The following is a 12,041-nucleotide window of genomic DNA, read 5'->3' on the forward strand; positions in this document are numbered from 1 at the left end:
AGGCCTCAGCGCTGATGACGGATGCGTGGGTTGGCCAGGCCGTAGAGGATGTCCACGACGAAGTTGACCAGAATCACCAGGCAGGCGATCAACAGGATGCCGTTCTGGACCACGGGGTAGTCACGGGCACCGATGGCTTCGATCAGCCATTTGCCGATGCCCGGCCAGGAAAAGATGGTTTCGGTGAGCACGGCGCCGGCCAGCAGTGTGCCGACTTGCAGGCCGAACACGGTGAGCACCGGGATCAGCGCGTTGCGCAGGCCGTGCACGAACACCACGCGGGCGGGCGACAGGCCCTTGGCGCGGGCGGTACGGATGTAGTCTTCGCGCAGTACTTCGAGCATGGACGAGCGGGTCATGCGGGCGATCACCGCCAGCGGAATGGTGCCCAGCACGATGGCCGGCAGGATCAGGTGCATCACCGCGTCCTTGAACGCGCCTTCTTCGTCGCTCAGCAGGGTGTCGATCAGCATGAAACCGGTTTTCGGCTCGATGTCGTAGAGCAGGTCGATGCGCCCGGACACCGGCGTCCAGCCCAGGCTGACCGAGAAGAACATGATCAGGATCAGGCCCCACCAGAAAATCGGCATGGAGTAGCCAGCGAGCGAGATGCCCATCACCCCATGATCGAACAGCGAGCCTCGCTTCAGTGCCGCGATCACCCCGGCCAGCAGGCCGACGATGCCGGCGAACAGCAGGGCGGCGAAGGCCAGCTCCAAGGTGGCGGGGAACAGGGTGAGGAATTCGGTCCACACGCTCTCGCGGGTACGCAGCGATTCGCCCAGGTCACCCTGGGCGAGCTTGCCCACATAGTCCAGGTACTGGACCGGCAGTGGCTTGTTCAGGCCCAGGCGCTCCATGGCCTGGGCGTGCATTTCGGGGTCGACCCTGCGCTCGCCCATCATCACTTCCACCGGGTCGCCGGGGATCAGGCGTATGAGCGCGAAGGTGAGCAAGGTGATACCGAAGAAGGTCGGGATCAGCAGGCCCAGGCGCCGGGCAATAAAACTCAACATTGTCGGGGTTACCTCTTCAGGCCTGGCGGCAGTCAGCACGCCACGGCAGTGCCGCCGGTCCCCGTGTGGGCTGCCGGCGGTCGTTGTTTTTCTACTTCACCCGGGTGGTGGCGAAGTTGTTGTTGGTCAGAGGGTTGATCACGTAACCCTCCACGTTGTCACGCATGGCGGTAAACACCTTCGGGTGGGCCATGTTGATCCAGGGCTGGTCGTCATCGTACACCTTCAATGCCTCGCTATAGAGCCTTGCACGCGCGTCGTTATCGATCACCTCGCGAGCTTGGGTGATCAACGCCTGGAATTTCGAGTTGCACCAGCGCGCGTAGTTCTCGCCATTTTTCGCCGCCTCGCAGCTGAGCAGCGGGGTGAGGAAATTGTCTGGGTCGCCGTTGTCGCTGGCCCAGCCGGTGGACACCAGGTCGGCTTCGCCTTTTTTTGCCCGGCGCAGCATCTCGGCCCACTCCATGACGCGGATGTCGAGCTTGATGCCGACCTTGGCCAGGTCTGATTGCAACATCTCGGCGGACAGCCGCGGGTTGGGGTTGGTCGGGCCGCCGCCGTTGCGGGTGAACAGGGTGATGACCGTGCCTTCCGGTACACCGGCCTCCTTGAGCAGCGCACGTGCCTTGTCGAGGTCGCGGGGCGGGTTTTTGTTGTCGCGGTTGAAGCCGATCATTGACGGCGGGTAGGGGTTGATAGCGACCAGGGCGTTGCCTTTGCCGAACAGCTGATCGACGTGGGTCTGGCGGTCGAAGGCCATGTCGATGGCTTTGCGCACCCGCACATCGCTGAGGTATTTGTGCTCGGTGTTCATCGCGATGTAGCCGGTAACCAGTGCTTCGGTGTTGGCGATCTTGAGCTTAGGGTCAGCCTTGATCGACGGCACGTCCTCGGGCTTGGGGTACAGCGCTACCTGGCATTCGTTGGCGCGCAGCTTCTGCAGGCGGACGTTGCTGTCGTTGGCGATGGCAAAGATCAGGGCATCGGCCGGTGGCTTGCCACGGAAGTAGTCTGGGTTGGCCTTGTAGCGGACCTGTGCGTCCTTGCTGTAGCGCTGGAAGATGAACGGGCCGGTACCGATCGGCTTGCTGTTGAGGTCGCCTGTCTTCCCTGCCTTCAGCAACTGGTCGCCGTATTCGGCGGAGTAGATCGAGGTGAAGCCCATGGCCATGTCACGCAGAAACGGTGCTTCCGGGCGGGTGAGGGTGATCACCACGGTGTGATCGTCAGTCTTGTCTACCGACTTGAGCAATTTGCCAAAGGCCATGCTTTCGAAATACGGGTAGCCGACGCTGGTCTTGTCGTGCCAGGGGTGTTGAGGGTCGAGCTGGCGGCGCAGGCTCCACAGCACGTCGTCGGCATTGAAGTCGCGGGTGGGCGTGAAGTAGTCGGTGGTGTGGAACTTAACCCCATGGCGCAGGTGGAAGGTGTACGTCAGCCCATCAGCGGAGATGTCCCAGCGTTCCGCCAGTGCCGGCTGGATGTCGGTCGTCCCGGGGGTGAAATCGACCAGGCGGTTGAACAGGGTTTCGGACGAGGCATCGAACGTCACGGCCGTGGTGTACTGGACGACATCGAAGCCCTCGGGGCTGGCTTCGGTACACACCACCAGCGGCTTGGCCGCAAGCGGCGCGGCGCTGCCCAGGATGAGCGCTGCCAGGGCAGCGCGGAGCGGTAGCGATTTCATGAATACTCCCTGCAAGCTTTGATTCCAGCGTAGCCGCCACGGCCTGTTTTTTTCAGTGGGCGAAGCAGGCCGTGGCGTCATGGGTCAGAGGATGTTGAACGGAATGGTGGTCACCACGCGGAACTCGTCCAGGCTGCCATCGGCCTGGGCCTTGCTGGCGCGGTGTGCGGTGTAGGTGGCGCGGATACTGGTGTCTTTCAGCGGGCCGCTCTGCACCGCGTAGCTGGTGCCGATACCCCACTCGTAGTGGGTCTCGCCGTCCAGCCCCTTCACGTCATAGGCGGTGCCGCGGTAGTGGGTGCCGTCGATGCCCCAGCCGCGGGCGTTGTACAGGTTGAACTTCAGGCCCGGCACGCCGTAGGGCGCCATGTTCAGCACATAGGAAATCTGCAAGGATTTCTCGTTGGGGCCGTTGAAGTCCGAGAGCAGCGAGTTGGCCAGGTAGATGCCGTTGGTTTCGTGCAGGTAGTCGAAGTACTCGTTGCCGTTGACCTGCTGCCAGGCGGCGGAGAGTGTGTGGGCCTGGTGGGTCAGGCCAAGCGACAGGCTGTAGGTGTCGTTGTCGATCTCACCCATCTTCTTGCTGCCTTCGTCCACGGTCTTGTAGTAGTTCAGACCGGTGCTCAGGCTGAGTACGGCGCTGTCGCCCAGCACGTGGTTGGCGCCGAAGTAGTACTGGTTCCAGAAGTCGTCGACTTTGGTGGCGTACAGGCTGGTGGTCAGGCTCTTGAACGGCTGGTAGTTGACCCCGGTGGTGCTGGCGCGGTCGGTCTCGACGCCAGCGGCGCCATACTCGCTGCGGAACTTGCTGAGGCTTTGCTCGGTGCGCGGCGAGACGCGGTCGAAGGTGCCCAGGTCGAACGAGAGGTTGTCGAATTCGGCACTGTGCAGAAAGGCACCCTGGAAGCTCGAAGGCAGGGCGCGGTTGCCGATGTAGGCGATCATCGGCGTGTCCACCGACTGGCGGCCGACGGTGAGTGTGGTGTTGGACACACGGGCTTTGATGTTGCCCAGGCCCAGTTTGCTCCACTGGCCGATGGGGTCGCCGTCGCTGTGGGTCAGCGTCCGGTTGTTGGGGCCGGCGATGGCCTCGCGGTCTTGTAGCAGGGCAACAGCGTTGTAGCCGGCCGCCTCGACGGCAAAGCCCACGGTGCCTTGGGTAAAGCCCGAGCTGTAGTTGAGGATGGTGCCTTGCAGCCAGTTCTCGCGGCTGTGGGTGTCGTGGCGGGTGCCGTCGCTTTTGTAGTACTTCCACAGCGGGGCGCGGGCGGCGCGCTCGCGGGCGTACCAGTTGCGGGTCGAGCCGGACAGGCTCTGGCCGTCGACGAAGCCGGTGGCTTGTTCCTGTTCGCTGCCGGTCTTGAGGGTGAGCGGGACGTAGTCCTGGCGCTGAGGGTCGGCTTCGACCACGGAGCAAAAGCTGCCAATGGTTAAGGCCAGTGCGGTTGAGGTGAATATTCTCAAGGTGAAAGCTCCCTTTCCTTTTTCTAGTTATTACCGGCCTTGTGAGCCGGGTTTTTTGCTGCGGTGTTGCCAGGGTTGCCTGGGGTTGCCGGGCTAATCAGGGGGAGGTGTGTTGCCAGTGCCGGCCTCTTCGCGGGGCAAGCCCGCTCCCACAGGTTCCCCACTACCTGCAGTACCTGTGGGAGCGGGCTTGCCCCGCGAAGAGGCCGGTACTGGTTAATGCCTAATCAACACTCACACCGGAAAAATCATTGCGGCCAAAGGGGCTGACCTTGAAGTCGGAAACCTTGACACTGATCGGCTGGTTCACCGTGGAATGCGCCACCGGGGTAATCGGCACCTGTTGCTTGAGCCGTTGCTGGGCCTGGCGGTAGAGGGCGGTGCGTTGTTCGCGGTCGGTCACCTGCTTGGCCCGCTTGACCAGGCTGTCGTACTGCGGGTCGCACCACAGGGAGTAGTTGTTGCTGCCGATGGCGTCGCAGTTGTAGAGGGTGCCGAGCCAGTTGTCGGGGTCGCCGTTGTCGCCGGTCCAGCCGATCAGGGCGATGTCGTGCTCGCCGCTTTTCATGCGCTTGAGGTACTCGCCCCATTCGTAGCTGACGATGCGCACCTTGAAGCCCAGCTTGTTCCAGTCGGCCTGGAGCATCTCGGCCATGAGCTTGGCGTTGGGGTTGTACGGGCGCTGCACCGGCATGGCCCATAGGGTGACTTCGGTGCCGTCCTTGACCCCGGCCTGCTTGAGCAGTTGCTTGGCTTTTGCTGGGTCGAAGGGGGCGTCCTTGAGGCTGTCGTCATAGGACCATTGGGTGGGCGGCATGGCGTTCACCGCCAGTTGCCCGGAGTCCTGATACACCGCCTGCAGGATCGCCTGCTTGTTGACTGCCATGTCCATGGCCTGGCGCACTTCCAGGCGGTCGAAGGGCGGGTGCTGGGTGTTGTAGGCGATGTAGCCGAGGTTGAAGCCGGGCCGTTGCAGCACCTCGAGCGTCTTGTCGGCCTTGAGCGCTGGCAGGTCGGCCGGCCGAGGGTGCAAGGTGACCTGGCATTCGTTGCGGCGCAGCTTCTGGATGCGCACCGAAGGGTCGGTGTTGATCGAGAACACCAGGTTGTCGATCTTCACCTCATCCGGAGCCCAATAGTCCTTGTTGCCCTTGAAGCGGATCTGCGCGTCCTTCTGGTAGCGCTGGAACACGAACGGCCCGGTGCCGATGGGCTGCTGGTTGATGTCGCTAGGGCGCCCGCGGGTCATCAATTGCTCGGCGTATTCGGCAGACAGGATGGACGCGAAGCTCATGGCAAGGTTCTGGATGAACGCGGCGTCGACCTTGTTCAGGGTGAACACCACGGTCAACGGGCCGGCCTTCTCGATGCGGGCGATGTTCTTGTCCAGGCCCATGCTGACGAAGTAGGGGAACTCGGTGGGGTAGGCCAGCCGGAACGGGTGGCCTTTGTCGAGCATGCGGTTGAAGGTGAACAGCACGTCGTCGGCATTGAAGTCGCGGCCTGGGGTGAACGCCTTGTTGGCGTGGAACTTCACGCCCTCGCGCAGGTGGAAGGTGTAGCGCAGGCCATCCTCGGAGATGTCCCATTTGGTTGCCAGGGCCGGGTGCACGGCAGTGCCGCCGCGTTCGAATTCGACCAGGCGGTTGTAGATCGGCTCGGCGGCGTCGTTGTCGGTGGCGCTGGTGTACTGGGCGGTGTCGAAACCCGCCGGGCTGCCTTCGGAACAGAACACCAGGTTTTTCGCGAGCAGGGCCGGGGATTGGCTCATCAGGCCCAGCGCGAGCAGGGTCGAAACGGCGGTGGCATGGCGCATGGCAAGTCCTTGTTCGTCTGTTTCGCCGCCTCGGGGTACGAATGGCGGCAACAGGTTGCCTATCCCGCTGCGGGTAGCAGCAGGCAGGCGTGATGGAGGTTGGCTGTGGTGGGGCAGGCACCCGCCGCGCGGCGGGTGCCGGGGGCTACCCTATTAGTTGTCCACGCTGACGCCGTAGAAGGCATTCAGCCCAAACGGACTGATCTTGAAGTCCTTCACCTTGACACTCATGGGCTGGTACACGGTGGAGTGGGCGATCGGGGTGATCGGCACCTGCTGCTTGAGGATGTGCTGCGCCTGTTGATACAACTCGGTGCGTTTGGCTTGGTCAGAGGTGGCTTTGGCCTGTTTGATCAGGTCGTCGTAGGGCTTGTAGCACCACTTGGAGAAGTTGTTGCCGTCGATCGCATCGCAGCCATAAAGCGTACCTAGCCAGTTGTCCGGGTCACCGTTGTCGCCGCTCCAGCCGATTAGCATGGCGCCCTGTTCACCGCCTTTGGAGCGCTTGATGTATTCGCCCCATTCATAACTGACGATCTTCGCCTTGATGCCGATCTTGGCCCAGTCCGATTGCAGCATTTCGGCCATCAGCTTGGCATTGGGGTTGTACGGGCGTTGCACGGGCATGGCCCACAGGGTGATCTCGGTGCCCTCCGGGATGCCGGCTTGCTTGAGCAACTGCTTGGCCTTTTCCGGGTCGTAGGGGGCGTCCTTGATGCTGTCGTCATAGGACCACTGGGTAGGCGGCATGCCGTTTACCGCCAGCTGGCCGGCCCCCTGGTAAACCGATTCGATGATCTTCTTCTTGTCCACCGCCATGTCCAGTGCCTGACGCACTTCGAGCTTGGCCATGGGGTTGGGCACGCTGCTGTCCTTGATCTTGTCCATCACGTTGTAGGCAATGTAGCCGAGGTTGAAGCCGGCCTGTTGCGGCATCTGCAGGCTCTTGTCGGCCTTGAGCGGCTCGATGTCGGCCGGGCGCGGGAACAGCGTGACCTGGCACTCGCCTTTCTTGAGCTTCTGCATGCGCACCGAGGCATCGGTGGTGATGGCGAAGATCAGGTTTTCGAGCTTCACGTCCTCGGGTTTCCAGTAATCCTTGTTGCCCTTGAAGCGGATTTGCGCGTCTTTCTGGTACTTGCTGAACACGAATGGGCCGGTGCCGATCGGTTTCTGGTTGAGGTCGGCGGCCTTGCCGCCTTTCAGCAGTTGGTCGGCATACTCGGCCGACTGGATGGACGCGAAGCTCATCGCCAGGTTCTGGATGAACGCGGCGTCCACCTCGTTGAGGGTGAAGCGCACAGTGTGCTCGTCGACCTTCTCGAGCTTGGCGATGTTCTTGTCCATGCCCATGTCGGTGAAGTAGGGGAATTCGGTGGGGTAGGCCTTACGGAACGGGTGGTTCTTGTCGAGCATGCGGTTGAACGTGAACAGCACGTCATCGGCATTGAATGTGCGGGTGGGCTTGAAGTAGTCGGTGGTGTGGAACTTGACCCCTTCGCGCAGGTGGAAGGTGTAGGTCTTGCCGTCGTCGGACACTTCCCATTTAGTCGCCAGGCCCGGGATCACGGCGGTACCGCCGCGTTCGAACTGGGTCAGGCGGTTGAACACGGTCTCGGCCGAGGCGTCGAAGTCGGTTCCCGTCGTGTATTGCCCTGGGTCGAAGCCAGCCGGGCTGCCTTCGGAGCAGAACACCAGGTTGGACGCTGCGTGGGCGAGCGGGGCGCCGGCCAGCAAACCTGCACCTAGCAGGAACGGAATGACTGCGTGTTTGAGCATGGTGGCCTCATTGTTGTCATTTTTGATTGAGGTGGCCTCGTGAGCCGACCTGAGGATACTTATGCAGGGGCTGTTCCCAATGCAACACTCAGAAGGATAGTTGGCGCCAGAAAGGTGGCACGAGCGTACATGGATGTCGCATCGGTATAACTTTCGACGAAGTTGAACGTTTGCGCGGGCAAAATGATGGCAATTGCAGGATGTTTCGAGGGGGAGGGATATGTAAGCTGCACCTTAAAAGTGCGTAGGAAATGTCTTAAATTGCAGAATTGGGGCTGCTTTGCAGCCCATCGCGACGCAAGGCCGCTCCTACAGGTGCAGCGCAAGCCTTAGGATCTGCGCTGCCCCTGTGGGAGTCGGCTTGCCGGCGATTGGGCCGCAAGGCGGCCCCATTCAGATCAGGGCATCTGAACTTCGATCAAACCATCGGCATTCATGCTCACTTCGCTGGTACCCGCTTCGATATCCGGGGCCGGCGCCGCTTCGTCAGCGCCCATGGCTTTCATGGCCATCGGTGCGCTGCGCAGGTACGGGCGTGGGTAGCCGCTGCTGTTGAGGTTCAGGTTGACCACTTTGTAGCCCTTGCCCCCCAGCGCCTCGGTGGCCAGCTGTGCGCGTGCCTTGAAGGCATTGACCGCGTCCTTGAGCAAATCATCTTCGCTGGCCTTGCGCGTGGCCGGGGCGATGGAGAAGTCCATGCCGCCCATTTTCAGGTCTTGCAGCAGGTCGGCGGTCAATTGCGACAGGGCTGGGAAGTTGGCGCTTTCCAGGCGCAGCTCGGCGCGTTCACGCCAGCCGGTGATCTTCTGCCCTTTGCTGTCATAGACCGGGTAGCTGTTGCGGCTGCCCTGGCTGATCTTCACATCCTTGACCTGGCGAGACTGCTGCACAGCCTTGTTCATGGTCTCGGTGATCTCTTTGGCAAGTTTGCCCGGGTCGGTGTTCTGCGCTTCGCTGTAGAGGGTCACGACCATCAGGTCGCGTGGCACTTCCTTGCTGACTTCGGCACGCAGCGACACCTGGTTGAAGCGCGGCTCATCGGCCGCCAGCGCAGGCAGGCTGGCGAGCAGGCCGCAAGACAGGATCAAGGCAGTGCCGCGACGAGGGATTTGCATGTAAGACTCCTTGGCAATAAAAGGGCGTGGGTGCTGGCTCTCCATTCCACGCATGGCCCATCAGACCGGGAACAGTGTAGTGGGTTCAAAAGTGCCATCATGAACCTGTGACAAAGTGTGGCGCTTTGCCGCATCGCTGCAGCGAGGCGCCCGGCTTCGGTATACTCGAGCCGATTTTCTGGAGCACTCATCAGGAGAGCTCATGCTCGCCGACGTACAACCGTTGTCCGCTACACGTCAGAACCTCTGGCGCCTGACTGTTATTCGCGTGCTGGTCCTGGCTGCCCAGGCAGGCTCCGTGGGCGTCGCCTACTGGACCGACCTGCTGCCCTTGCCGTGGTTTTCGCTGGCGGCGACGCTGGCCCTGTCGTCCATCTTGTGCGCCTTCACCGCGTTGCGCCTGCGCCTGTCGCTGCCGGTCACCGAAATGGAATATGCACTGCAGCTTGCCTGTGACCTGCTGATCCACAGTGCCTTGCTGTATTACTCCGGCGGCTCGACCAACCCGTTCGTTTCGTATTACCTGGTGCCGCTGGCCATTGCTGCGGTGACCTTGCCCTGGCTCTATTCGCTGATTCTTTCGGGCATTGCCCTGACGGCCTACAGCCTGCTGCTGGTGCAGTTCTACCCGCTGGAAGGGCTGCCGCTGGCGCGCGACAAGATGCAGGTCTACGGCATGTGGCTGAGCATCGCCCTGGCGGCAGCGGTCATTACCTTCTTTGCCGCGCGCATGGCCGAAGAACTGCGCCGCCAGGAACAGCTGCGTTCCGAGCGCCGTGAGGAGAGCCTGCGCGATGAGCAGTTGCTGGCCGTGGCCACCCAGGCCGCTGGCGCTGCCCACGAACTGGGCACCCCGCTGGCGACGATGAGCGTGCTGCTCAACGAAATGCGCCAGGACCACCCCGACCCGCTGTTGCAGGAAGACCTGCAGATCCTTCAGGACCAGGTCAAACTGTGCAAGGAGACCTTGCAGCAACTGGTGCGTGCCGCCGAGGCCAACCGCCGCCTGGCGATGGTCGAGCAGGACGTTACTGCCTGGCTGGACGAAGCGCTGAACCGTTGGCACCTGATGCGGCCCGAGGCCAGCTACCGCTTCCAGCGCCTCAGGGATGGCCAGGTACCGCGCCTGACCCCGCCACCGGACCTGACCCAGGCGCTGCTGAACCTGCTGAACAATGCAGCCGACGCGTGCCCGGACGACCTTGAGGTGCGCCTTGACTGGGACGCCCAGGACATTGTCATCAGTATCCGTGACCATGGCCCCGGTGTGCCCCCAGCGATCGCCGAGGCGATTGGCAAACCCTTTATTACCACCAAGGGCAAAGGCTTCGGCCTGGGCCTGTTCTTGAGCAAGGCCAGCGTGACGCGTGCGGGCGGTTCGGTGAAACTCTATAGTCATGAGCAGGGTGGCACCCTGACCGAATTGCGCCTGCCCTATGGCAAGCGAGGAGATGAATGATGAGTGACGAAACCCAGCTTGAAAGCGAAGAGCTGCCGCACCTGCTGCTGGTGGATGACGATGCCACCTTCACCCGGGTCATGGCGCGCGCCATGAGCCGTCGCGGGTTCCGCGTGAGCACTGCAGGCTCCGCCGAAGAAGGGCTGATCCTGGCCCAGCAGGATCTGCCAGACTACGCCACGCTGGACCTGAAGATGGAAGGCGACTCGGGGCTTGTGCTGCTGCCCAAGCTGCTAGAGCTGGACCCGGAAATGCGCGTAGTGATCCTGACGGGTTATTCCAGCATCGCCACCGCGGTCGAGGCGGTCAAGCGCGGCGCCTGCAACTACCTGTGCAAGCCGGCCGATGCCGACGATGTACTGGCTGCACTGCTTTCCGAGCATGCCGACCTGGATGCCCTGGTGCCAGAAAACCCGATGTCGGTCGACCGCCTGCAGTGGGAGCACATCCAGCGCGTGCTGAACGAGCACGAGGGCAATATCTCGGCCACGGCGCGGGCGCTGGGCATGCACCGGCGGACCTTGCAGCGCAAACTGCAGAAGCGGCCGGTTCGGCGCTGAATCGGCGTTGACCCTTTCGCGGGGCAAGCCCGCTCCCACTGAGCCCGAGAAGGGTGGTTACCTGTGGGAGCGGGCTTGCCCGCGAAGGGGCCGGCACTGACAGAAATTGCCCTGTATCGCATCCCGAACCCCGCAACTCGCAGCCGTTGACGTATCATTAGCCCCCTAACGGCAACCCCCTGCAGGATCGCTTGCGCATGCTCGCCCTTCTTATCCAGACGCTGAACATCACGGCACCTGTCTTCGCCATGCTGTTCATGGGCGTGCTGCTCAAACGCATCCACCTGATCGACGACAACTTCAACCGCGTCGCCTCACAGCTGGTGTTCAACGTCTGCATGCCGGCGCTGCTGTTCCTCGGCATCTACCACGCCGACCTGGCAACGGCGGTCAAACCGGGCGTGCTGCTGTATTTCGTCGCGGCCACCCTGGTTGGCTTTGGCGTGGCCTGGGGGCTGGCCATCTGGCGTTGCCCGCCAGCGGACCGCGGCATCTACACCCAAGGCGCGTTTCGCGGCAACAACGGCGTAATCGGCCTGGCCCTGGCCGCCAGCCTGTATGGCGACTACGGCATCTCGCTGGGCGCGGTGCTGGCAGGCCTGGTGATCCTCCTGTACAACTCGCTGTCGGCGGTGGTGCTGGCGGTGTACAGCCCGGACCTCAAGTCCGACCCGTGGAGCATCTGCAAGAACATCTTCAGCAACCCATTGATCATCAGTGTGCTGGTAGCAACGCCCATGGCCTATGGCCAGGTGCCATTGCCCAACTGGTTGCTCACTTCAGGCGACTACCTGGCGCAGATGACCTTGCCGCTGGCATTGATGTGCATCGGTGGCACCCTGTCGCTGGCGGCGCTGCGTGACAGTGGCAGGCTGGCCATCGATGCCAGCCTGGTGAAGATGGTCTGGTTGCCGCTGATCGGCACACTGGGTGCGTGGCTGTGCGGGTTCCGCGGTGCCGAGCTGGGCATTTTGTTCCTGTACATCGGCAGCCCGACGGCGGCAGCCAGCTATGTCATGGCGCGGGCGGCCAACGGCAACCATGAGTTGGCGGCTTCGATCATCGTGATCACTACGCTAATGGCGGCGATCACCACCAATATCGGTATTTTCATCTTGCAGTGGGGCGGATGGATCTAGATCCTT

Annotated in this window: 9 protein-coding genes; 3 read left to right on the forward strand and 6 right to left on the reverse strand. The window is 62.4% G+C overall.

The genetic code is table 11. The features are described from left to right. Positions 1–5: 5 nt before the first annotated feature. The 6 genes from ACMCNM_RS06925 to ACMCNM_RS06950 all read right to left on the reverse strand — a co-directional run bounded on the left by ACMCNM_RS06925 (position 6) and on the right by ACMCNM_RS06950 (position 8,877). Complete coding sequence (locus tag ACMCNM_RS06925; protein WP_016485006.1) at positions 6–1,016, reverse strand: ABC transporter permease subunit; 1,011 nt, start codon at positions 1,014–1,016, stop codon at positions 6–8. A 91-nt stretch (positions 1,017–1,107) separates the two neighbouring features. After that, on the reverse strand, positions 1,108–2,703 hold the full coding sequence (locus ACMCNM_RS06930) for an ABC transporter substrate-binding protein (protein ID WP_412764128.1): 1,596 nt from the start codon (positions 2,701–2,703) through the stop codon (positions 1,108–1,110). An 84-nt stretch (positions 2,704–2,787) separates the two neighbouring features. Then, complete coding sequence (locus tag ACMCNM_RS06935) at positions 2,788–4,167, reverse strand: OprD family porin (RefSeq protein WP_412764129.1); 1,380 nt, start codon at positions 4,165–4,167, stop codon at positions 2,788–2,790. Between the two features lie 223 nt (positions 4,168–4,390). After that, entirely contained in the window at positions 4,391–5,983 is a 1,593-nt protein-coding gene (locus ACMCNM_RS06940) for an ABC transporter substrate-binding protein (RefSeq protein WP_186675604.1), read from the reverse strand. 153 nt (positions 5,984–6,136) lie between these two features. Further along, the gene (locus tag ACMCNM_RS06945) at positions 6,137–7,762 is read right to left on the reverse strand and encodes an ABC transporter substrate-binding protein (RefSeq protein WP_412764130.1); all 1,626 of its coding nucleotides are present in this window, start codon (positions 7,760–7,762) and stop codon (positions 6,137–6,139) included. Positions 7,763–8,160: 398 nt separating this feature from the next. Then, entirely contained in the window at positions 8,161–8,877 is a 717-nt protein-coding gene (locus tag ACMCNM_RS06950; protein WP_027595579.1) for an SIMPL domain-containing protein, read from the reverse strand. Between the two features lie 202 nt (positions 8,878–9,079). On the opposite strand from ACMCNM_RS06950, the gene ACMCNM_RS06955 reads away from it, so the two are divergent. From ACMCNM_RS06955 to ACMCNM_RS06965, 3 genes are all read left to right on the forward strand, one after another. After that, positions 9,080–10,336, forward strand: coding sequence for an ATP-binding protein (locus ACMCNM_RS06955; RefSeq protein ID WP_099428388.1), 1,257 nt, complete (start codon positions 9,080–9,082; stop codon positions 10,334–10,336). Further along, positions 10,336–10,896: a response regulator transcription factor gene (locus ACMCNM_RS06960; RefSeq protein WP_027595581.1), complete on the forward strand. Its 561-nt coding sequence runs from the start codon at positions 10,336–10,338 to the stop codon at positions 10,894–10,896. The genes ACMCNM_RS06955 and ACMCNM_RS06960 overlap by 1 nt, the downstream gene beginning before the upstream one ends. Positions 10,897–11,093: 197 nt before the next feature. Further along, the gene (locus ACMCNM_RS06965) at positions 11,094–12,035 is read left to right on the forward strand and encodes an AEC family transporter (protein ID WP_085272652.1); all 942 of its coding nucleotides are present in this window, start codon (positions 11,094–11,096) and stop codon (positions 12,033–12,035) included. Positions 12,036–12,041 lie beyond the last annotated feature (6 nt).

It is taken from the genome of Pseudomonas sp. NGC7 (genome assembly GCF_047159675.1).
GTDB lineage: Bacteria > Pseudomonadota > Gammaproteobacteria > Pseudomonadales > Pseudomonadaceae > Aquipseudomonas > Aquipseudomonas kermanshahensis.

Excerpts from the sequence above, each read along its gene's own strand:
- ACMCNM_RS06925 (WP_016485006.1), bottom strand. The coding sequence starts at position 1,016 with ATGTTGAGTTTTATTGCCCGGCGCCTGGGCCTGCTGATCCCGACCTTC.
- ACMCNM_RS06930 (WP_412764128.1), bottom strand. The coding sequence starts at position 2,703 with ATGAAATCGCTACCGCTCCGCGCTGCCCTGGCAGCGCTCATCCTGGGC.
- ACMCNM_RS06940 (WP_186675604.1), bottom strand. The coding sequence starts at position 5,983 with ATGCGCCATGCCACCGCCGTTTCGACCCTGCTCGCGCTGGGCCTGATG.
- ACMCNM_RS06945 (WP_412764130.1), bottom strand. The coding sequence starts at position 7,762 with ATGCTCAAACACGCAGTCATTCCGTTCCTGCTAGGTGCAGGTTTGCTG.
- ACMCNM_RS06950 (WP_027595579.1), bottom strand. The coding sequence starts at position 8,877 with ATGCAAATCCCTCGTCGCGGCACTGCCTTGATCCTGTCTTGCGGCCTG.
- ACMCNM_RS06955 (WP_099428388.1), top strand. The coding sequence starts at position 9,080 with ATGCTCGCCGACGTACAACCGTTGTCCGCTACACGTCAGAACCTCTGG.
- ACMCNM_RS06960 (WP_027595581.1), top strand. The coding sequence starts at position 10,336 with ATGAGTGACGAAACCCAGCTTGAAAGCGAAGAGCTGCCGCACCTGCTG.
- ACMCNM_RS06965 (WP_085272652.1), top strand. The coding sequence starts at position 11,094 with ATGCTCGCCCTTCTTATCCAGACGCTGAACATCACGGCACCTGTCTTC.